Annotated in this window: 14 protein-coding genes and 1 pseudogene; 12 read left to right on the top strand and 3 right to left on the bottom strand. The window is 65.3% G+C overall.

The genetic code is table 11. The features are described 5' to 3' along the window. Window positions 1-171: 171 nt before the first annotated feature. From ABDV78_RS11845 to ABDV78_RS11835, 3 genes are all read left to right on the top strand, one after another. A complete protein-coding gene (locus ABDV78_RS11845) occupies window positions 172-2,970 on the top strand; it encodes a TonB-dependent receptor (protein WP_084675454.1) in 2,799 nt (932 codons plus the stop codon). Next, window positions 2,967-3,986 carry a phytase gene (locus tag ABDV78_RS11840; protein WP_035386040.1) on the top strand — a complete coding sequence of 340 codons (1,020 nt, stop codon included), beginning with the start codon at window positions 2,967-2,969 and terminating at the stop codon, window positions 3,984-3,986. Before ABDV78_RS11845 ends, ABDV78_RS11840 begins: the two co-directional genes overlap by 4 nt. 170 nt (window positions 3,987-4,156) lie before the next feature. Further along, on the top strand, window positions 4,157-5,323 hold the full coding sequence (locus ABDV78_RS11835) for a nucleotide sugar dehydrogenase (RefSeq protein WP_016508767.1): 1,167 nt from the start codon (window positions 4,157-4,159) through the stop codon (window positions 5,321-5,323). Between the two features lie 93 nt (window positions 5,324-5,416). On the opposite strand, the gene ABDV78_RS11830 is transcribed toward ABDV78_RS11835, so the two are convergent. Then, the gene (locus ABDV78_RS11830; protein ID WP_198010871.1) at window positions 5,417-8,023 is read right to left on the bottom strand and encodes a TonB-dependent receptor; all 2,607 of its coding nucleotides are present in this window, start codon (window positions 8,021-8,023) and stop codon (window positions 5,417-5,419) included. Between the two features lie 252 nt (window positions 8,024-8,275). On the opposite strand from ABDV78_RS11830, the gene ABDV78_RS11825 reads away from it, so the two are divergent. Next, on the top strand, window positions 8,276-8,653 hold the full coding sequence (locus ABDV78_RS11825; RefSeq protein WP_170170644.1) for a hypothetical protein: 378 nt from the start codon (window positions 8,276-8,278) through the stop codon (window positions 8,651-8,653). Between the two features lie 6 nt (window positions 8,654-8,659). Here the strand turns inward: ABDV78_RS11825 and ABDV78_RS11820 are convergent, their stop codons facing one another. Continuing rightward, window positions 8,660-9,844, bottom strand: coding sequence for a glycosyltransferase (locus tag ABDV78_RS11820; RefSeq protein WP_051121451.1), 1,185 nt, complete (start codon window positions 9,842-9,844; stop codon window positions 8,660-8,662). A 167-nt stretch (window positions 9,845-10,011) separates the two neighbouring features. Between ABDV78_RS11820 and ABDV78_RS11815 the strand changes: the two genes are divergently transcribed. The 5 genes from ABDV78_RS11815 to ABDV78_RS11795 all read left to right on the top strand — a co-directional run bounded on the left by ABDV78_RS11815 (window position 10,012) and on the right by ABDV78_RS11795 (window position 18,486). Next, window positions 10,012-11,550, top strand: coding sequence for a hypothetical protein (locus ABDV78_RS11815; protein ID WP_051121450.1), 1,539 nt, complete (start codon window positions 10,012-10,014; stop codon window positions 11,548-11,550). A gap of 46 nt (window positions 11,551-11,596) precedes the next feature. After that, entirely contained in the window at window positions 11,597-13,120 is a 1,524-nt protein-coding gene (locus ABDV78_RS11810; RefSeq protein WP_051121449.1) for a family 43 glycosylhydrolase, read from the top strand. A 301-nt stretch (window positions 13,121-13,421) separates the two neighbouring features. Then, on the top strand, window positions 13,422-16,223 hold the full coding sequence (locus ABDV78_RS11805) for a TonB-dependent receptor (protein ID WP_170170643.1): 2,802 nt from the start codon (window positions 13,422-13,424) through the stop codon (window positions 16,221-16,223). Window positions 16,224-16,294: 71 nt separating this feature from the next. Next, on the top strand, window positions 16,295-16,978 hold the full coding sequence (locus tag ABDV78_RS11800; RefSeq protein WP_170170642.1) for a DUF6445 family protein: 684 nt from the start codon (window positions 16,295-16,297) through the stop codon (window positions 16,976-16,978). Next, window positions 16,975-18,486: a tryptophan halogenase family protein gene (locus ABDV78_RS11795; RefSeq protein ID WP_170170641.1), complete on the top strand. Its 1,512-nt coding sequence runs from the start codon at window positions 16,975-16,977 to the stop codon at window positions 18,484-18,486. The genes ABDV78_RS11800 and ABDV78_RS11795 overlap by 4 nt, the downstream gene beginning before the upstream one ends. Before the next feature lie 137 nt (window positions 18,487-18,623). Here the strand turns inward: ABDV78_RS11795 and ABDV78_RS11790 are convergent, their stop codons facing one another. Beyond that, on the bottom strand, window positions 18,624-18,839 hold the full coding sequence (locus ABDV78_RS11790) for a hypothetical protein (RefSeq protein ID WP_170170640.1): 216 nt from the start codon (window positions 18,837-18,839) through the stop codon (window positions 18,624-18,626). Window positions 18,840-19,016: 177 nt separating this feature from the next. Here ABDV78_RS11790 and ABDV78_RS11785 point away from each other — a divergent pair, with 177 nt between their 5' ends. The 3 genes and pseudogenes from ABDV78_RS11785 to ABDV78_RS11775 form a co-directional block, all read left to right on the top strand. Beyond that, window positions 19,017-19,391 (top strand): nuclear transport factor 2 family protein, encoded by a 375-nt coding sequence (locus ABDV78_RS11785; protein WP_170170639.1) that lies wholly within the window; start codon window positions 19,017-19,019, stop codon window positions 19,389-19,391. Window positions 19,392-19,738: 347 nt separating this feature from the next. Then, window positions 19,739-20,365, top strand: coding sequence for a hypothetical protein (locus tag ABDV78_RS11780; RefSeq protein ID WP_170170638.1), 627 nt, complete (start codon window positions 19,739-19,741; stop codon window positions 20,363-20,365). 522 nt (window positions 20,366-20,887) lie between these two features. Beyond that, a pseudogene (locus ABDV78_RS11775) lies at window positions 20,888-21,337 on the top strand (integrase core domain-containing protein); the annotation flags it as partial. Window positions 21,338-21,601 lie beyond the last annotated feature (264 nt).

Here is a 21,601-nt window from a genome sequence, read left to right as displayed (position 1 = left end):
GCCGACCTATGTTAGGTCACCGTGAGAGCCGTCACCCAAAATCGATTGTGACGCCACCGTCACCCAATCGTCATCGCAATCACATCGTTGCGTAACAAAGCCGCGCCACGGGGGCGGGAACGACCGGCGCCGGGGGGTGTCGGCACGACCAGCACCCAGGGGGGAAGCATCATGCACGCCATTCGTTCCGGCATCCGCGGTCTCGCGGGAGCCTCTCTGATCGCATTGGGCTTTGCCGCCCTGCCGGCGCGAGCCGCAACCGGCGATGCGACCAGCGCGGCGGGCGTGCCCGTGTCGGGGCCGATCTTGTCGGGACGCATCTATGACGCGACCGGCGTCGCGCTGCCGGGGGCGCGGGTCGTCGTCGAGGGGACGGGAGCGCAGGCCACCACCAACCTGCAGGGCGAATTCAGCGTCGTCACCCCCGATGAGGCGGGCGACGTCACCCTGTTGATCGACTATCTCGGCCGCCAGCCGGTGACCCGTGTCATCGCTGCGGCCGATCGCGGGCGTCCGGTATCGCTGACGCTGCCCGCGGCCAGCGGCGAGGATAGCGACATCGTCGTCACCGGCGCCTCGCTGCTCGACAATACCGCTCGCGCGCTCAACCAGCAGCGGACCGCCGATAATACCGTCACCATCATCTCGTCCGACGCGATCGGCCGCTTCCCCGATCCCAATATCGCCGAAGCGCTCCAGCGCGCGCCGGGTGTCGGCATCGAGCGCGACCAGGGCGAGGGCCGCTATATCAACGTGCGCGGTGCGCCCAGCGAATGGTCGGCCATCTCGGTCGACGGCATCCAGATTCCCTCGGTCGACCCGACGACGCGCGCCGTCGACCTCGACACGCTGCCCTCGGACATCGTCGCCAATCTGGAAGTGACCAAGTCGCTGCTTCCCTATCAGGATGCGGACTCGATCGCGGGCGCGGTCAATATCACCACCCGCTCGCCCTTCGATCGCAAGGGCTTCGCGCTGACCGGCATGGCGGGCGCCAGCTACAACCAATATGGCAAGGGCAGCGACTATCGCGGATCGGGCGCGGTCAGCGACACCTTCGGCCCCGATCGCCAGTTCGGCCTGCTCTTCTCGGGCAGCTATTCGCGCACCCATCGCCAACCCGACAATGTCGAAAATGGCTGGGCCGAGACACCGGCTGGGCTGCGCGTCACCGAGACGCTGTTCAAGGATTACGACACCAAGCGCCAGCGGATCGCTGGCACCGGCGCGTTCGAATGGCGTCCGTCCGACATGACCCATGCCTGGGTGCGCGGCACCTATGCCCGGTTCGAGGATGACGAATTCCGCGACCGTATCGGCATCCTCTGGAGCGAGGGCACGCTGCAGTCGGGATCGACCGACCGCGCCGCCACCTATCGCAACACCCGCATCGAAAAGCAGGTGCGCCACCGCAAACAGGTCAACGAGATCTGGTCGGCGACCGCGGGTATCGAGCAGCGGCTGGGCGAGGGGACGATCCGCGCGGATGTCGCCTATAGCGAAAGCTCGCAGACCTATCCGCGCCGGGACGAGCTGCTGTTCCGCTCCTCGCTGCGGCCGACGCTGTCCTATGATTTCGCCAATGCCGATCTGCCCAATTATTCGCTGTTCACGACGAAGGAGCATCTCCAGACCGGCACCTTCGCCTTCCGCGAGAACACCTATCGGTCGAACACCACTAAGAATGACGAACTGACGGTCGCGGTTCGCTCCGACCTGCCGGTGGGCGATCTGGTCACCTTCTCGACCGGGGGCAAATATCGCGAGCGGCATATCAGCGCCGACGAGGAACGCTTCCGCGACCGCCGCGCCTCGGCCGCGCCGACGCAGAGCTTGGCCGGGCTGCTGTCCGACGAGGATTCGCGCAATTTCGACTATGACCTCGGCAAGCGGATCGATGCCGGGCTGGCCGATGCCTATTTCGATGCGACCAAGGCCGCGTCCGAGCGTCGCCTGCCCCAGTCGCTGACCGCCGACTATACGGCGGAGGAGAAGATCCTGGGCCTGTTCGGCATGGCGAAGTACGTCAAGGACGGCACGATCCTGATCGCGGGTCTGCGCGTCGAGACCACCGATTTCGAAAGCCGCGCACCCAGCGTCTCGCGCACCGGCGCGGTCGTGACCGCACGCGGGCATAATGGCTATACCGATTTCTTCCCCAACCTGACGCTGCGCCAGGCCTTCACGCCCAACTTGATCCTGCGCGCCGCGCTCAGCCGCGCGATCAACCGCCCCAATTTCCCGCAAATCGCGCCGCGTGTGCTGGAGACGACCGAGGGCAACACGGTGCGCGTCGAGTTCGGCAATCCCGACCTGAAGCCGACTCTGTCGAACAATGTCGATGGGGGATTGGAATATTACATCCGGCCGCTGGGCGTCATCTCGGTCAACGGTTTCTACAAGGACCTGTCCGACTATCGCTACACGCTGAACAACACCGGCTTCTATAACGGCGTGGCCGGTGCGATCCTCAGCCGCCCGATCAACGCGCGCAAGGGCGAGCTCTACGGCGTCGAGCTGAACTGGCAGCAGCATTTCAGCTTCCTGCCTGGCGTTCTGAGCGGGCTCGGCGTGTTCGCCAATTACACCTATACCAAGGGGCATGCGAGTTTTGACGCCGTCTATGGCGGGCGCAGCCGCTTCGCGCTGCCGGGCCAGTCGACGCATATGTGGAATGCCAGCGTCTTCTACGAGCGCGGTCCGGTCAACCTGCGCGTCGCCTATACCAAGCGCAGCGACTATCTGGACGAGATCAACGCCGACAATCCCGCGCTCGACCTCTATTGGGAGGGGCGCGGCCAGCTCGACGTGACCGGCAGCGTTCAGCTTGCCAAGGGCATCAATCTGTTCGCGGAGGGCAAGAACCTGACCAACACGCCGGGCGTGCGCTATTTCGGCGAGCGCTTCCGCACCTATGAATATGAGAAGTTCGGCTACACGCTGTTCGGTGGCGTGCGGGTGAAGCTGTGAGGGCGGCGCTGACGGCGCTGCTCCTCGCGGGGTGCGCAAGTATCCCGGCGACCACGCCGACCACCGAGGCGCCGGTGATCGCCGCGAGCGCGGAGACCGATCCGGTCGACAGCACGTCCGATGCGGCCGATGATCCCGCCATCTGGCGCAACGCCGCCAACCCGGCCGCGAGCCTGGTCATCGGCACCGACAAGCAGGCGGGCATCCATGTCTATGACCTGAAGGGCAAGCGCCTGTCCTTCACCCCCGCCGCGCGGCTCAACAATGTCGATCTGCGCGAGACGGGAGGCCGGGTGATCGTCGCCGCCAGCGACCGGGCGGACAAGGCGAACGCGCATGTCGCGCTGTTCACCCTCGACACCGTCGCCCGCCGCTTGGTACCGATGGGCCGCTATCCGGTCGGGGCGGGGGAGGCCTATGGCATGTGCCTGTGGACCCGCGCCAGGGACAAGGCGCTGTTCGGCTTTATCGTGCTGAAGGACGGGCGGATCGATCAGGTCCGCATCGACCTGTCCGGACCCACCCCGCGCGTCGAGACGGTGCGTAGCATGAAGCTGGGCACCCAGGCCGAGGGTTGCGTCGTCGACGACCGCACCGGCCTGCTTTACGTGGCCGAGGAGGATGTCGGGCTGTGGCGCTTCGCGGCCGACCCCGCCGCGCCGACTACGGCTACCCCCATCGCGCGGGTCGACGGCCGCACCCTCGTCGCCGATGCCGAAGGGCTGGCGCTGGCGTCGAAGGGGGCCAGGGGCGGCTATCTGATCGTCTCCAGCCAGGGCGACAATGCCTATACGCTCTACCGCTTGGCCGACATGGCCTATGCCGGGCGCTTCCGGATTGGCGGGGGCGCGATCGACGGGACCAGCGACACCGACGGGATCGAACTGGCGCTGGGCGATTTCGGCCCCGATTATCCCAAGGGCCTGTTCGTCGCGCAGGACGGCGACAATGCGCCCGACACCCAGAATTTCAAATATGTCAGCTGGGCCAAGATCGTGAAGGCGCTCGGCCTGTAGGATCGTCGATACGTCGACAGTCGACCGAAATGGGACAGGGGGCGACATGCCGTCCCCTGCCTTTCGCTACAGCATTTGCGATTGCCGAACCGCTCATGCATGGCACGAAGGAGACGTCGCAACACGAGCTGACGGATCGACCGACGGTTGTCTGTCTGGGGATGTGAAGAATGAAGATCGCTGTTTTCGGCCTGGGTTATGTCGGCTTGTCCAATGCCGTGCTGCTGGCGCAGCATAATGAGGTCGTCGCGGTCGACATTTCCCCGGACCGGGTGGCGATGGTCAATGCGCGAACCTCGCCGATCATCGATGCCGAGTTGCAGGATTTTCTGGCAAGCCGCGAGCTGAACCTGTCCGCGACCACCGAGGCGCAGGTCGGGCTGTCAGGCGCCGATTACGTCATCGTCGCCACGCCGACCAATTACGATGTCGATACCAACAGCTTCAACACCGAGTCGGTCGAAGCGGTCATCAGCTTGGCCAAGACCCATGCGCCAGAGGCCACCGTGGTCATCAAGTCGACCATCCCGGTCGGCTTCGTCGACGATGTCCGCGCGCGGCTGGGCACAAGCCAAGTCATTTTCAGCCCCGAATTCCTGCGTGAGGGCCGCGCGCTCTACGACAATCTTCACCCCTCGCGGATCATCGTCGGCGAACAGTCGGAGCGGGCGCGCATCTTCGCCGATCTGCTCGCGCGAGGGGCGGCCAAGACCGACATCGATATCCTGTTCACCGGCAGTCGCGAGGCCGAGGCGATCAAGCTGTTCGCCAACACCTATCTCGCCATGCGCGTCGCCTTCTTCAACGAGCTGGACAGCTATGCCATCGCCGGCGGCATGGACACGCGCCAGATCATCGAGGGCGTCGGCCTCGATCCACGCATCGGCAGCCATTATAACAATCCGAGCTTCGGCTATGGCGGCTATTGCCTGCCCAAGGACACCAAGCAGTTGCTCGCCAACTATACCAGCGTGCCGCAAAACCTGATCCGCGCGATCGTCGATGCCAACCGCACGCGCAAGGATTTCCTGGCCGACCAGATCATCGCCAAGCGGCCCAAAAAGGTCGGCATCTTCCGCCTGACGATGAAGGCGGGGTCGGACAATTTCCGCCAATCCTCGATCCAGGGCATCATGAAGCGGATCAAGGCCAAGGGGATCGAGGTCGTGGTCTACGAACCGTCGCTGCACGAGGATGCGTTTTTCGGGTCGAAGGTCTACCGCGACCTGGGCGCCTTCAAGCAGGAGAGCGACGTCATCATCGCCAACCGTAACGACCCCGAACTGGCCGATGTCGCGGACAAGCTCTTCACGCGGGACATTTTCGGATCGGACTGATCCCCATTTCGGAGCGGGGGTTATCAGGTCAACCCATCTCCCCTTCAGTGAAGGGGAGGGGCTTGGCTTCGACCGACGCCAAGCCGCCTCGACTCAGAACAGCTTGCGCACCCCGATCCGGATGGACCGGCCGAGCGGATCGATCAAAGCGGGCTGGAAGCGGTTGGGCGTCCGGCCATCGCGATCGGTGACATTGATCCGGTCGTTGAGCAGGTTTTCGACCGTGACGTGGAGCATCAACCCCTTGGTCCAAGGTTTGTCGACGATCTTGTGCGTGTCGATAAAACTATAGAGGACGAGCCAGGTCCGCCCCGAAAAGCGCAGGTCGGACGCGGCGATGTCGCTGCGGATACGGGTCGGCCCCTGGACGCGGCCATATAATCCCAGATTGGCGAGTCCATAGCCGATAGAGCCGTTCAACTCCGTATCCCAGCGCGGGCGTCCGCCGGTGCCGCTGAGCGTCGCGCCATCCAGCAGGTCGAGGACCGGCCCGCCATCGCGCAGGCTCAGCCGGTCCTCCAGCCGGTAATTGGTCGTCGCCGACATCCGCATCCGCCATCGCGGCTTGGGCGGGCGGGGCGGGGGGGCGGTCTTGGCCGCATCGGGTGCAGGCGGCGCGGCCGGGGGCGGCGGGGCCTTGCCCAGCGTCGCCTCCAGATCGACCGTCATGCGCAGCTTGCGTTCCTGCTCGAACGCCAGATTCACGGGACGCAGATCGACGCTGATCAACTGGCCCAGCGCGTCGCGGCGGAACAGGTCGGGAAAGGCCCGCTGGAACGCCGGAGTCGCCCCGCCCAGCGAGGCGGCTTGGTTGTCGATCCACGTATCGAGATAATCGACGCTGAGGCGGATATTCTTGTCCTTGATCGGCTGGACCGCGACACCCAGGGTCATGACCCGGCGCCGCTCGGGCGCCAGATCGGGATTGCCACCCGATAGGGTGGTGACCAGCGTGCTGCGACCGGTCACATAGTCGAAAAAGGGCGTGTTGGGCGTAGTCAGCACCGGTGCGACCAGCTGGGTCACGGCGGGGGCGGCCTGCGCGACATTGACCGAGGCCTGGAGCTGGACCGGTTTGAAGGGCGACCAGACCAGCCCCAGATTGGACGTGCTGAGCCGCCCGAAATCCGACACCTGCGACACGCCCGCCATGCCGCTAAGCTGCATCTCGCCCAGAAAGGACAGCGAACCTTCGCGCGCTGAGGCGATCGGCACCGTCGCGTTGACGCTGGCCCCGCGCATCGTCCGCCCGACACCGGGATCGGCGCCCAAATTGCTCAGCGCCAGGTTGGAAGTCGCCTGGCTGTCGATACGGCTATAATCGGTGGTGACGGTTAGCTGTGCCTCGCCCGCGGGCAGGCGGGCGATGGGGCCGTTGGCGGTGGCCTTGATCCCCAGCGTGTCCGATGTCGAGCGGCTGCGGTTGACGAGGCGCTGCGCGGCGATCGCCGGATCGACCGGCGCCATCGGATCGCCACCGGCATCGATCGCGGCCTGCAGCGCGTCCAGCGGCGCCCCCGTCTCGGAGCTGTTGCGCGACACCAGCCGATCGTAATTGCCCGTCACCGCCCAGGTCCAGCGTCGGACATCGCCGGTCAGCGTGCCCCCGGCATGCAGCGCCATGCTGGTCGTCCGCTGGCGCAGGACGCTGCCCGGCAGATAGCGATAGAGCAGCGCGTCTTCGGTGAAGGGCAGCGTCCCCGATCCGCCGGGCACGCGCAAGGTCGCCGGCGCCAGGCCGTTCAGCCCGCGATTCTGGGTCGCGTCCATCGACAGGACCAGCGATCCCGACACCGCCTTGCCGAGCGGACTGGCCAGCCCGGTTTCGGCATGGATGATGTCGGTGCGCGGGATCAGCGTGCGATAGGGCCCCAGATCGGTGACGGCGACCGGCGTCGTGGCATAGGCGGCCAGCGACGCCCTTGCGGCCGGATCGACCGGCACCCCCGCCAGCGTCACCGCGCGTCCCGCTAGCCGATCGAGCGCCGGGTCGAGGCTTGCACCGCCCACCCCCGTGACATTGCCCGTGGTGGCGAACAACGTCTCCGGGTCGGACAGCACGTCACGTTCGCTCTGCAGCACCGGATTGTGCCGGAAGTGCGACAGGTTGAAGGTCAGACGGCGCGGCCCGTCGATCCGCGTCGAGGTGATTTCGGTCATGTTGGTCTGGCCGCCACCCCCGGTCGTGGTGCCGGGCAGGAGCTGAACCGTGATGGCCCGGAACTGCTTCTTGGTGATGAAGTTCATCACCCTCACCGTCGGGGGATAGCCGAAGCGCGCCGCTTCCTGTTCGGGCAGGACCTCGATCCGTTCCATCGCCTCATAGGGCAGGTTCTGGAATTCGCCGAAGCCCGATATGCGCCGCCCGTTCAGCAGCATCACCGGATCGCTCCCGCCGGCCGAGCTGCTGAGCGACTTCACCCGTTTGAGCAGCTCGGCCAGATTGGGCGCGCCCAGCGCCTCGATCGCCTGGGCATCGAGTATCGCGACCGGCTCGACCGCGCCGATGACGGATCCGGGGATGCGCTTGCCGGTGACGGTGACTTCGGATGGCGGGGGTTCGGCCAGTTGGGGTTGGGGCAGCTTGGTTTCGGGCGGGGGCGCCTCCTGCGCCCGGGCGTCCATCGGCATCGCCAGTCCCAGGACGATCGCCGTCCATGCCGCACCCGCTGGCAGGCGCGCCTTCCTCCCGTATCGCATCGTCAAGCCACTCCCATCGCCGACGTGAAGATTGGCAAATGCTGTGGCAATCATGTCACAATTATGGCTGGAGATTGGGCCGGCTGCCGTGTTTCGGCGTGGTCCATGCGCTCTGCTGACCAGCGGATGACAAGGAAGGTCCGGAGTTCAGGGGCTTATCTCGCGCCGCAACATTACGGAGCGGGTTCGATTTAATAATGGGCCGTACAGGCCGGTATGACATCGGCCCTGGCTCCGCTCCCGACCGCTTCGGTGCTTCCGCGCTCCACGTCGCTTGCGCTGCCCAAGCCTGAGGGACTGGCCACGCCTGAGGCCGAAGCGACCGAGGAGCCGCAGGCCGGCGTTGCTGGTGTCCCAACCGATGCAGTCGCTCCGGCGAAATCCGGTCATGCCTATGGCCACGCCTCTGATGCTGGCGGGGGCGGGGACGGCGGGGGTAGCCGTCACGTCGTCGACGAGCGCGTGACCGAGACCGACACTATGCGGATCACGGTGATTTCCTATAGCGACGGATCGGTCGACCGGCTGAACGCGATCAAGGACGGGGGCGGCGCTGCTATGGCCTCGATCGAACCGCGCGGTGCCAGCGGGTGGGGGAACCGGGGTGTGATGGTCGACCGCGTCGGCTGACGCCGATCACAGCGTCGGCAGCGCCTGTTCGGTGATGAGCGAGGCCGGGAGCGGCACGGATCGGGTTTCGGCGTGGCGATGCAGGACGGTGCGCATCACGCGGGCATAATGGTCCGCGCCGTGCTCGATGGTGAAGCGCCGCGCCTGGTGCAGTGTGCGGCGGGCGTCCTGCGCATCGGGACGCGCGGCGCGGATGGCGGCCGCGAAGCCGGCTTCGTCGCCCACCGGCACCAGCATGCCCAGCGCTCCCTGCTGGAGCAGCGCGGCCATCGATCGGCTGCAATCGGTGGCGATGATGCCGATATTGGCGGCCAGCGCCTCTAGGATCACCGCCGGCACCCCTTCATAATTCGAGGACAGGAGCAGCGTGTCATAGCGTGACAACAGGCCGGCGGGGTTGGTGACATAGCCTTGGAATAGGACCCGATCGGCCACTCCCAGCTCCGTCGCCAAGGCCTCGAGCATCGCCCGCTCAGGGCCCTCGCCGAAGACGGTAAGCGTGTCGGCCGGGGCAGCTCCTCGCGCGAAACCGCGCAGCATCAGCGCGAGATTCTTTTGCGGGGCCAGCCGCGCGACCGTAACGAATCGGTGCCCGTCATCCCTGCGCGACTGCACGACCGGCGCGGCCTGACGCAGCGCGGTGATCTGCGCCTCGGACAAGGCAGGGTCGGGGATGATCGCGACGCGGGCCGGCGACACGCCGACGCATTGCACGATCTCGGCGCGCATCGGCTTTTCCATGCCGACGAAATGGTCGATCGCCAGCCCTTGGATCCGCAGCCAGATGCGGTAGAAGAATCGGTAGAACCAGGACGCGTCGGCGCGGTCCAGATTGTTGCTGATCTTGGCGATGATCGGAGGACAATTCCGCCCCAGGATCAGCTTCAGCATCACCGCGACAAAGGCATAGGTATTGCCTGCGCAGAACAGCACATCCGGCCGGATCGTCCGCACCGCACGCGGCAGCGTGGCGACCATCCACAGCGTTTCCCAACCCGCGATGCCCGGCCAGCGGCGCCGGGGCGTCACGAAATCGAGGTCAGCGCCGACATCCTGCACCATCGCGCCGTCGGTCCGCCCCAGGAACAGCGGCGCGTCGACGCCGGTCGCGCGCCAGCGATGGACGAGGCGCAGCGCGATCCGCTCGACCCCGCCAGGCTCGAAGCTGTGCAGGAAGGTCAGGACGCGCACATCACCCTCCCGCCCCGATCGTCGATATGGCCCATGACCCCGCTCATAGGGCACCCGAATAGCATGGGCCACCCACCAATAGACAGCCCCCCATGACATGCCCGTCATCGCATCGCCAACACATTGCCGCTTGCCTTCGCCGGCAAAGCCACTCACCCGCTGGCGGCATGAAAGACGGGCAGGGCCAAAGCGGGTGGACGGGACGGCGCGGCTGGGGCGGGCAGGGGGGCGCGCTGCTGCTCCTGACGCTCGTCGCGCTCGCCGCGCGCGCGCAGAGTTTCGGCAATCCGGTGATCGGGTTCGACGAGCAATTCTATCTGCTGGTCGGCGACCGGATGCTCCACGGCGCGTTGCCCTATGTCGATATCTTCGATCGCAAGCCGATCGGGCTGTTCCTGCTCTATGCGGCTGCGCGGGCTTTGGGGGCCGCAGGGGGGGGCGACGGGTTCCTGGCCTATAAGCTGGTCGCGACCGGCTTCGTCATCGCCACCGCTTATGGCGTGCAGCAAGTGGCGCGGCGCTTCGCCGGCGCCGTGGGCGGGCTCGTCGCGGCGATCCTCTATATCCTCTGGCTGAACCTGATGGAGGGGGAAGGGGGCCAGTCGCCGGTCTTCTACAATGCGCTGATGCTGGTTGCCGGTGCAGCGGTGCTGCGCGCGGTTCAGGGGCGGGGGCGGCTGTTCGTCCAGGGCGCGGTGGCGATGGCGGCCGTCGGCTTGGCGTCGCAGATCAAATATTCGGTGCTGCCCGAGGGGGTGGCGTTCGGCTGTATCCTGCTCTGGCGGGGATGGCGTGCGCGGGTGCCGATGACACGGCTGGCCGGCATGGCGCTGGTATGGATCGCGCTGGCGCTGCTCCCGACGCTGGCGGCCTGGAGCGTCTATGCCGCGATGGGGCAGGGGCCCGCCTGGCTGTTCGGCAATGTCCTGTCGGTCGGGGGACAGGCGGCGCGGCCGCTGACCGATGAGCTGGAAGGGCTCGCGGCGTGCGTCGGCATCCTGTCGCCGCTGGCACTGGTGATCGCGCTCGGGCGGCCCTGGCGGCGCGTACCGGCCGAAGCGCGGGACGGTTTCGCCGTGCTGCTCATCTGGCTGGCGGTGACGGTCGCGGCGGTGCTGCTCTATGGTCGGTTTGGCAGCCCGCATTATGCCATGCCCATCATCCTGCCCGCCGTGCTCGTCGCCGCACCGGTGTTCGGCCGCTGGCGGCGGGGGTGGACCGTCGCCTTCGTCGTGACGATCGCGCTGGCAGGGCAGATCGTGCTCTACATGAGCGAACGCGCCAAGGGCGGCGCGGCCGAGGCGATGGCGGTCGCCCGCGCGGCAACCCCGGCGCGCGGCTGCCTCTATGTCTATGACGGCTATCCGGCGCTCTACATGCTGACCGGGAGCTGCCTGCCGTCGCGCTGGGTCTTTCCCGGCCATTTGAATACGCAGGACGAAGCCAGCGCAGCCGCGATCGGCACCGATCCCGTGGTCGAGATTCGCCGCATTCTGGCCGCCCGTCCAGGCGCGATCGTCGACGATTATCCGCGCTTCGCCTTTGGCAATGCCGCCACCCGCGCCGTGCTGCGCGAGGTGCTGGCGCGCGACTATCATCTGGCCGCCTGTGTGCCGACGGGGCCCAGCCGGATGCGGCTGGTCTACCGCCCGGGGCCGGGTCACGTGCCGACGCATTGCCCAACATCGGCGATGCTGGATCGCTAACCGTATACGATATCGACAAGCCCGGTTCGGTCGATCAGGATAGGGCATGATCCCGCTGATCCTCCTCGCCGCACAGCTCGCTTCTGAGACCATCCATAGCCGCGGCAATCCGATTCTCGCCGATGGCCGCGCCTACTCCACCGACCCGGCGCCGCTGGTCGATGGCGATACGCTTTGGATCCTGGCGGGACGCGACGAAGCGCCGGCCGGCGTCAACGACTTCATCATGAACGAGTGGCAGCTGCTGTCGACCAACGATCCGGCCAGCGGGCGATGGCGCCATTATCCCGCCATCGCCCGCCCCGAATCCGTCTTCGCCTGGGCCGAGCCGGGCCGCGCCTATGCCGGACAGATGGTGAAGGGACGCGATGGCCGCTTCTATCTCTACGCGCCGGTGCTCCAGCGGGGCGGCGGGGCCAAGGACCGATTCGCGATCGGTGTGGCGGTCGCCGACCGCCCGACCGGGCCGTGGCGCGACGCGCATCCGGCGGGCCCGATCATCTCGCAGGAAACGCCCGTCGCCAACGATATCCAGAATATCGACCCGACCGTCCTGATCGACGATGACGGCCGCATCTATATCTATTGGGGGACTTTCGGCCGGTTGCGTGCGATGGAACTGGCGGCGGACATGGTCACCCCCAAGGGGCCCGAGCGGACCATCACCGGCGCGGCCGGTTTCTTCGAGGCGCCCTGGCTGATGAAGCGCCGGGGCACCTATTATCTGCTCTACGCCGCCAACAATGCCGGGCCCGACAGCCCCTGCACACCGACGCTCTATCATGCGTGCCAGGCCTATGCCTCGGCGCCGTCGCCCATGGGGCCCTGGACCTATCGCGGCGTGATCCTGCGCCCCGTGTCGTCGACCACCTCCCATGCCGGCTCGGTGGAATATAAGGGGCGCTGGTATCTCGCCTATCACACGGCGGATGCGACGGGCGGCGGGCATTTCCGCCGCTCGGTCGCGATCGATCCGATGGCCTGGGACGATAGCGTCTCGCCGCCCGCCATCCGCCCGGTGCAGCCGACCAAGGCCCCGGGATCGCCGCCACGCCCCACTCGCAACCTGGCCCTGGGCGCCTGGGCCACGGCCTCCAACATGCCGGTCCCGGTGCAATATTGGATCGCCGCGCTGAACGACGGCGTGGTGCGTAGGGCGCCACTGCCGCCCGATATGTGGAGCAACTGGACGAAGCAGAATCCGGCCACCGCCTGGATCGAATATCGCTGGCCCAGACCCGTCACGCTGAACGCGACCCGCATTCGCTTCTTCGCCGACCAGCCCGCCGGATCCGCCGAGGGCATCGCCCCGCCGAAGGCCTGGCATCTGGAATATTGGGACAAGGGGTGGCGACGGATCGCTGGCCCCTACCCGACCGGGGTCGACGGGTTTCAGGAAGTCCGCTTCCGCCCCGTCACCACCGGCTGCCTGCGCGCCGTGCTCGAGGCGTCGGGGACGAAGGATCGTCATGCCGGGTTGGCGGTGGAGGAGTGGGAGGCCCTGGCGCCCGCGCAGGTTACCGTGACGCCGCGACCAACCGATAGGCCCGCCGGTTGCTCGGGCGACTGATGGCCACTCCTTGAGGGCACATGTGAGAAGGAGCGCCTGCCGCACCATCCCGCTCGCCAACCTGGCTTTGCACTTTCGCCGAGGTGGGTGCTTGGCTTTGGCGACCATCATTATCTCTATGATCTGACAATTTACCTCGGCTCTGCGGAGAGAGAAATCCCCTGGCGTCGGGAACAGGCGGCCCCTCTCAGGTATCTGGCTGCCCCTGTACGAATATGACGCATTTGTCATTTGTCTAACAATATAAAACTATACCATGCCGCTCCTAAGCCAACGAAATTGGTCCGAAAGGGGAGAGGTTATGAAAGGATATTACGCGCGCATTCTATGCGGCGCTTCGGTCGCGGCGTTGTCGATCGGTACGTGCGGCCATGCGAGCGCGCAAACCGCGAACCCGCCCGCCCAGGCGACCGGCACCGTCACCGCCGATCAGGATATCGTGGTCATCGGCGTCCGCGAGTCGCTCCGCTCGGCCCAGGCGATCAAGCGCAACGCCAATCAGATCGTCGACTCGGTCAATGCGCAGGATATCGGCAAGCTGCCTGACGCCAACACGGTCGAGGCGCTCCAGCGCATCACCGGTGTCCAAATCCAGCGGCGCTATGGCGAGGGCGCGACCGATTTCGACCATCGCACCACCCCCGCCATCACCGTGCGCGGCCTGACCCAGGTCAGCAACTTCATCGATGGGCGCGCCGCCATCTCAGCCTCGGGTGGCCGCACGCTCGACCTGGAGGCGATCCCGCCCGAACTGCTCGCTGGCATCGACGTCTATAAGAACCCGCCCGCCAGCACGATCGAGGGCGATATTGCGGGCGTGGTCAATATCCGTACCCGCCTGCCCTTCGACCAGCCGGGGCAGCTCATCAGCGCCACGCTGAAGGGCAATTATTACGACCGCGCCGACAAGTTCGGCGGATCGGGCTCGGCGCTCTACAGCAACCGCTTCCAGACTGGCATCGGCGAGATGGGCATTCTGCTCAACGCCAGCTATGCGCGCAGCTCGTACCGACAGGATGCGATCCTGATCGGCGCGTTCGGCCCCATTCCCTCAGGCATCACGATCCCCGGCGCCCCCGCCAATGCGCAGGTGCCCTATGGCGAGCAGATCTATGACGATGGCGGCGACCGGAAGCGGCTGGGCCTGGCGGGTGCATGGCAGTGGCAGGCGGCGGACAATCTGCTGGTCACCGCCCAAGCGCTCTATTCACGGTACAAGTTCTACCGCCAGGGCAAGTACTTCTATTATAACAATAATGGCAACACGGTCACGACGCCGCTGAACGGTGCGGCCTTCACCTTCGACAGCGCAGGGTACGCGACTTCGGGCTCGCTGGCCAATCAGGTGTTCGAATCCGCGCGCTTCGACCAGGACCTGACCAACACCACCGGAAACTATACGCTCAACGCCAAATGGGACGTGTCCGACCGGCTGCACGCGACCTTCGACGGCCAGTATCTGAAGTCGAGCTATAATGCCGATCGCAACGGCTTCGTCATCTCGCTCTACGACCAGACCGGGCAGACGCCGTACAATGCCAAGAACCAGAGCGTCGTCGATTTCGACCTGCGCGGATCGCGCCCCGTCTGGAACGTGCGCAACCCCGCGCTGCTGTCCGATCCGAACAATTACGCCTTCACCTATATGGCGGACGCGCTCACCCGCAACGATGCCGACCAGCTTTCGCTGAAATACGACCTGGAATATGATGTCGAGGGCGGCTTCCTCCAGAAGCTGCGCGGGGGGCTTCGCTATTCGGACAGCACGATCGACCTGCGCGGCACCTGGAACGGCTTCTGCCTGTTGCCCTCGGGGCCGAACCCAAGCTGCTCGTCGGCTGCGGGCCAGCCCTTCGTGCGGCTGTCGCAATTCCCCGAGCTGGCGCTGAAGGGGCCGACGCCCCATTTCTTCGACAACCGTACCCTGACCGGTGGGATCCTCTATCCCAATTTCGAGCCCGGCAATTCGCTCTGGGACAGCCTGACCAAGACCGAGGCGAAGTTCGGCGCGACGCCGAAGAACAGCTTCTCGCCCGGCGACCTGAACCACCAGACCGAACGCACGCTCGCCGCCTATATCGCGGCGGATTATGAAGGCGTACTGGGTGGCGTGATGATCGACGGCAATGCCGGGGTCCGGCTGGTCCGCACCGATACGGGCTCTGCGGGCACCATCTTCAACAGCGACGGGACCCAGGCGCCGATCGATGTCGAGCGCCGGTACATCAAGGCGCTGCCCAGCTTCAACATCCGCGCACACCTGACCGATACGTTCCAGACGCGCTTCGCCTTCTCGAAATCCTTCGCGCGGCCCAATTTCGACCAGATGGCGACCAACGTCTCGCTCAACAATCCGACCGAGCGGACCTTCATCGTGCGCGACAGCAACAACAATGTCATCGCGCAATATCCGACCGGGGGCTCGGGCAATCCGTTCCTGCGACCGATCACCTCGGACAATTACGACGTCACCGCGGAATGGTATTTCGCGCCGGCCGGCTCGTTCACGATCGGCGGCTTCTACAAGAAGGTCGACGGGTTCCTGGCGGGCGGCACCACCTTCCAGAATTTCAATGGCGTCACTTATGCGATCGGCACGACGGTCAACACCGGCAAGGGCACGGTCAAGGGCTTCGAGGCGGCGTACCAGCAGTTCTTCGACTTCCTGCCGGGGCTGCTTAGCGGGCTGGGGGTGCAGGCCAATTACACCTATGTCGACAGCAGCGTGACCAACCCGTTCGCGACGGCGGGGTCGAACATCCCGACGACGGTGCCGCTCGAGAAGCTGTCCAAGCACAGCTACAATCTCGTCGGCCTATACGAGAAGGGGCCGATCACTGGGCGTCTGGCCTGGAGCTGGCGGGGCAAATATTTCGACACCACCCAGGGCAGCGGCGCGAACGGCATTCCGCAGTTCCAGAAACCCTATGCCTCGCTCGACGCCTCGGTCAGTTACAATCTGAACACGCATATCGCGGTGTCGCTGGATGCGGTGAACCTGACCAACCGCATGAACCTGACCTATATCGGCACGATGAGCCAGCCGTTGCAATATACGCTGAACGACCGGCGCTTCGGCTTCTCGCTGCGCGCCACCTATTGACCGGGTCCGATGGGGTCGTGATGGCGGCTCCATCGGTAGGATTCCGATCGTTGAACACCGCTGTACGCCCCATGCCCCGGATAGCCATTCGCCATGTCGGGCAGGAACGCGAGCCGGTCGTCGTCATCGATGACGCGACCGGCTTGCTGGGGCCGTTGCGCGGCCACGCGGCGGGGGCGGGCTTCGCGCCGGCCGCCACGGTCGACAGCCATTATCCGGGCCTGCTCGCGCCCGCGCCGGTCGCCTATCTCGACGGGCTGGTCCGCTTCGCGCTCCCGCTGATCGCGGCGCATTTCGGCACCGGCCCCGTGGCGCCCGCCCGCGCGCGCGGCAATTTCTCGCTGGTGACGACTCCGCCAGCCGAACTGGCCCCCGACCAGCGCTTACCGCATGTCGATGCGGCCGACCGGATGCAGTTTGCCGGAGTTCATTATCTGTCGGATCATGCCGCAGGCACCGGCTTTTTCCGCCACCGCGCCACCGGGTTCGAGACGATCGATGCCGAGCGCCTGCCGCTCTATCGCCCTCATCTCGACGCCGAACTCGCCGCGCTGGAGCCCGGCGGTTACGTCACCGGCGACCACGCGCATTTCGCGCTGATCGACACGGTCGAGGCGCGGCCCGACCGGCTGATCCTCTACCGCGCCGCGCTGCTCCATAGCGGCCTGATCGACGCCGTCCCGCCTCATGCCGACGATCCGCGACGCGGGCGGCTGACGGGCAATCTCTTCCTGCAATGCCGGACCATCGCATGACCCCCGACGCACCCTTACGCAGCATCGCGATCATCGGCGGGGGCACGGCGGGCTGGATGGCGGCAGCCGCTTTGGCCCGCGTGCTGGGACCGCAGGGGCCGACGATCACCCTGATCGAGTCCGAGGAGATCGGCACGATCGGCGTCGGCGAGGCGACGATCCCGCCCATCCAGGCGTTCAACGCGCTGCTCGGCATCGACGAGAACGACTTTGTCCGCGCGACGGGCGGCACCTTCAAGCTGGGTATCGAATTCGTCGACTGGTGGAAGCAGGGGCGACGCTATTTCCATCCCTTCGGCGTCTATGGCCTCGATGCCGGAGCCGTGCCGTTCGAGGCGCTGTGGCGCCGCCTGCACCAAGCGGGCGAGGCCGAGCCGCTCGCCGCCTATTCGATCTGCACCGCTGCGGCGATGGCGGGGCGTTTCGGCCGTCCCCAGCCGGGCAACACGCCGCTCGCCCAGATCGGCTATGCCTTTCACTTCGACGCGACGCTCTATGCCGCCTTCCTGCGCCGCCATGCCGAGGGGGCAGGGGTTTGCCGCATCGAGGGGCGGGTGGTTGACGTCAGCCTGCACCCCGAAACCGGGTTCATCGAGGGTGTGACGCTGGCCGACGGTGCCCGCCTGTCAGCCGACCTGTTCATCGACTGCTCGGGCTTCCGCTCGCTGCTGCTGGGTGAGGCGTTGGGGACGGGGTTCGAGGATTGGGGCCACTGGCTGCCCAATGACCGCGCCGTCGCCGTGCCGAGTGCGATCACCGGCCCACCTACACCCTACACCCGATCGACCGCGAAGCCAGCGGGGTGGCAATGGCGCATCCCGCTTCAGCACCGTATCGGCAACGGCCATGTCTATGCCAGCGCGCATATCTCGGATGACGAGGCGATCGCGACCCTGCTGGAGGGGCTGGACGGTGAGGCGCTGGCCGATCCCCGCCTGCTGCGCTTTCGCGCCGGCAGGCGGGATGCGTTCTGGGCCCGCAACTGCGTCGCGCTGGGCCTGTCCAGCGGCTTCATGGAACCGCTGGAATCGACCAGCATCCACCTGGTCCAGGCGGGCATCGCCCGGCTGCTGGAAATGCTGCCAACCCGCGCCTTCGGGGCGGCCGACATCCGCCGCTACAACCGCCTGATGATCGCGGAGTTCGAGAGCATCCGCGACTTCCTGATCCTGCATTTCCACGCCAATGCGCGCGGCGAAACCGCCTATTGGCGCGACCTGGCCGTCATGCCCATCCCCGACAGCCTGGCCGAGCGCATCGCCATCTACCGCCGCACCGGCCGCGTCTACCGCGAAGCCGACGACCTGTTCACCCGCACCAGTTGGCTGGCGGTGATGGACGGACAGGGGCTGACGGCGGAGAGCTTCGACCCGATCGCACTGGGGGTCCCGCTGGAGGCCGCAAGGGCCCGATTAAACCGGATCGCCGAAGTGACGCGCGCGGCGGTACGGCATCTGCCGGCGCATGGGGACTTCATTGCGCGGAATTGCGCCGCACCGGTAATATGAGCCGTTTGAAATCACTTCAAATACTGGCCTTGACCTTCCGATTGGACACGCCTTCCGTGATGCAGAGGTCACGGTCGATGGGCTACCCAGAAGGAGGAAGCCTGAGATAAATACCAATTTTCAAACTAGGCCGATCGTCACACCCCACCCGGCATCGGATTCCCTTCGCTGGGCGCCTCAACAGACGGCATGGTGTCGGCCGCAGGATCGGGCTGAACGGCGGCCCGAATTTCGCTGGGTGCGCAGCATCGGAAGTCCTGCGTTTCGCCATTGGCGAGGAGTGTGGACATGGTGTCATTGTCCGCGTCGATAATATCAAACGCCAAGGCGTCATCCGTGCTGATCGTATTCACCCGGCGACCAACCAGCGTCCAACGCCCTTGTCCAAAACCGATGGCCTGCGAGACGGCAGGGGCGTTCCCATTGAGATCGCATTTTGGGAATGTCCGCGTTCGGTGGAGCTCCATGTCTGGTAGGTCGTAGGCAGCGGCAGTATGCTTTATAAGAGAAAAACCTATAGAAGGACAATTATGTCCACGACGCGACTGGAAGAATACATCGCCGGCTGGCGAGCACACGACGCAGCGGCAATCCTTGCAACGCTGACCCCGGATTGCGTCGTCATTGAGAGCTTCGGACCAATCTACCGCGGGCATGATTGGGTTGCACAATGGGTTTCAACATGGTTGGCTGAAGACGGACATGTAATCGAGTGGATCATCCGCGATTTACGATCCTTACCCGATGAGGAGACTGCGGAATGGACTTTCCATTACACGTGGCGTGGCGAGGAAAAGACCTTCGACGGCGCAACCATCGCAAAGCTGCATGATGGTAAAATCTCGCACCTCCGCGAGTATGCCACAACGGCTGCGCTGTACGATTGGCAGGGCGAGTTCAAGTAAGAGTGTGACAACCCGCGCTGGCGACTTTCCCGATGGGAAAGCGTAGTGGAAAGGTGGCTCTGCCGATCTCGCCGGACAGGCGTCCGGAGCGTCCGCTTTCCCAAGATCTGTTTGCGATTGCTCTTTCCCGAAATTGCCTGTCGGAGATGGGGATCGGGAAGGATTCGATTGAACGGACGACAGGTTGTCGAGAGATCGAGGGAACAGCCTGAGCGTTCAAGATCGGCGCCCTGCATAAGAAAGCGGGCCTCGTGCGCCGCCAAGGTTGTCTCAACAAAGATTGGAGCGGCTGCAGCTATCCTCGGTACTGTTGCGCGTTGCTAACCAGGAACCCACGGTACCACACCGTGTTAATCGGCGAACGCAATCAAGGAGATTTGATGATCTCGCAATACCTATATGCAAGCATGCTGTGTCTTCCCATGCTCGCCTCCTCGGGCTGCTCGCAACCTGCGAATATTGAGGATAAGACGCAGCAAAACGCAGCAAGCGCTGAGGCGTCCCCCGCGAACGCCGTTAGCTCGCGAGATTCCACGAGTTCCGTTGCAGAGGTGCCGTCTGCAAATGACGATCGCGCAGAAGCTGGCGCGCACGCAAGTGGGAAACCTGACATCCACCTCGATGCTCTGACGCCCGCTGACATCACAAAAGCAAGGCTCTCCGGCGAACTCGCCTGCAGTTTCAGCCGCGACGGTTCAACGCTGCTCCTGGCGCGAGGAAACGTTGGATCATCGGGACCCTTGCAAGGCGTGGTCAAGGTAGCCAGCTCGGTCGAGCGGGTCGACGCATCGGGGGGATATAACGCGATCATCAAGGGCGGGCAGTTTACCGGACGGGACCTGATGATCACGATCGAAGTTGCCGGCAAGCCTGAAGGTACGGGTGAATCACCGCCCCTTCCCGCTGCCCTAACTCTTGTCCGCAGCGGGAGCGGCCGCTGGACCTCGGGTGGCGACTGGACCTGCGGCCCATAAAAGGTTGATATAGACGGGCATGTGTTGGTTGAAGGCGGCACCCCTGCAGGGGTAGGTGCGAAGCACTCCTCAAGCAGGATCGTTAGCTGTCCTAGCCGATGGAATGCACGAGATCGGATCTGCGCTCAGGTCCGGAAGCTCGTAGCTTCTGGTCGCCACCAAAAATGGTCAGGCGCTGCATGTCGCGCCGGGATGGGGAGCACCTTTAAAACAAGCCACGGCATAGCGATCTCGGGACGGCGCTAAAATGCCGCCTTCAACTGGCGGGGTTTCTTGCCGTGCGCGGCCTGCACGCGACGCGAGAAGTGTGATCTCGAGGCATAGCCGGCGGCTTGAGCTGCCTGCGTAACAGAGTAGCCGGACGATCCAAGGAGTGCGCGTGCCGTCGTCATGCGCACTGATAGCAACACCTCACGAAACGACGTGCCTGCGGTTTCCAACTGCCGCCGGAGCGTAGAAGCTCCAAGCCCAAGTTTCGCTGCAACCTCACCTACCTGCCATCCATAGCCGGGATTGGCATAGATAGTCGACGCATTCACCCGCGAGGCGCTGGCGATCGACGTCGACGAGGGCATCAAGGGTGAGCAGGTTGTCGCGGCGGTGGCGCGGATCGCGTCAGTGCGTGGTGCGCCAAAGGCCATTCGGGTCGACAACGGTCCGGAGTTCATCTCAAAGGCGCTCGACCGCTGGGCCTACGAGAATGGCGTCACGCTCGACTTCAGCCGGCCCGGCAAGCCAACCGACAACGCCTTCGTTGAATCGTTCAACGGCCGCCTGCGAGACGAGTGCCTGAACAGCCACTGGTTCCTATCGCTGGCGGATGCTCGTACCAAGATCGAGGCCTGGCGGCGGGACTACAATGAGAGCCGTCCTCACACGGCCCTTGGCTGGCTAACGCCAGCCGAATATGCTGCATCCGCCGGGGTTAACCCCGGCGGATGCAGGTCGGAAACTCGCATCACGCCCGGATGAGAAACCGGGGGATCGTCAAGGCGACTATGCACTAACTATCCACCCGAACTACCCGGTGGGGGCTGCTCATAGTTCAGCCAGGGTTCGTCGATCACCCGGATGGTTGGCAGATCGATCGCTATGTGTTGGGTCAAGACCATTGGACCGAGGGGTTCATAATGGGTCCATCGAATGGCAGCTGACCACCCACGCGGGACGTTCATTCGACTAGCGCGACGGCGGAGAATGCACTGTTTCCAATATGAACGAATGACAGAAGGCGGG

This window comes from Sphingomonas sp., from assembly GCF_039594485.1.
In the GTDB taxonomy this organism is placed as follows: domain Bacteria; phylum Pseudomonadota; class Alphaproteobacteria; order Sphingomonadales; family Sphingomonadaceae; genus Sphingomonas.
Note: the sequence above shows the minus strand (reverse complement) of the source record. Positions and strands in the feature narration are given on the sequence as shown.

What these genes read in the sequence shown, in the direction of transcription:
- ABDV78_RS11835 (WP_016508767.1), top strand. Translation starts at nt 4,157, where the DNA reads ATGAAGATCGCTGTTTTCGGCCTGGGTTATGTCGGCTTGTCCAATGCC.
- ABDV78_RS11815 (WP_051121450.1), top strand. Translation starts at nt 10,012, where the DNA reads ATGAAAGACGGGCAGGGCCAAAGCGGGTGGACGGGACGGCGCGGCTGG.
- ABDV78_RS11845 (WP_084675454.1), top strand. Translation starts at nt 172, where the DNA reads ATGCACGCCATTCGTTCCGGCATCCGCGGTCTCGCGGGAGCCTCTCTG.
- ABDV78_RS11785 (WP_170170639.1), top strand. Translation starts at nt 19,017, where the DNA reads ATGTCCACGACGCGACTGGAAGAATACATCGCCGGCTGGCGAGCACAC.
- ABDV78_RS11810 (WP_051121449.1), top strand. Translation starts at nt 11,597, where the DNA reads ATGATCCCGCTGATCCTCCTCGCCGCACAGCTCGCTTCTGAGACCATC.
- ABDV78_RS11800 (WP_170170642.1), top strand. Translation starts at nt 16,295, where the DNA reads ATGCCCCGGATAGCCATTCGCCATGTCGGGCAGGAACGCGAGCCGGTC.
- ABDV78_RS11795 (WP_170170641.1), top strand. Translation starts at nt 16,975, where the DNA reads ATGACCCCCGACGCACCCTTACGCAGCATCGCGATCATCGGCGGGGGC.
- ABDV78_RS11830 (WP_198010871.1), bottom strand. Translation starts at nt 8,023, where the DNA reads ATGCGATACGGGAGGAAGGCGCGCCTGCCAGCGGGTGCGGCATGGACG.
- ABDV78_RS11805 (WP_170170643.1), top strand. Translation starts at nt 13,422, where the DNA reads ATGAAAGGATATTACGCGCGCATTCTATGCGGCGCTTCGGTCGCGGCG.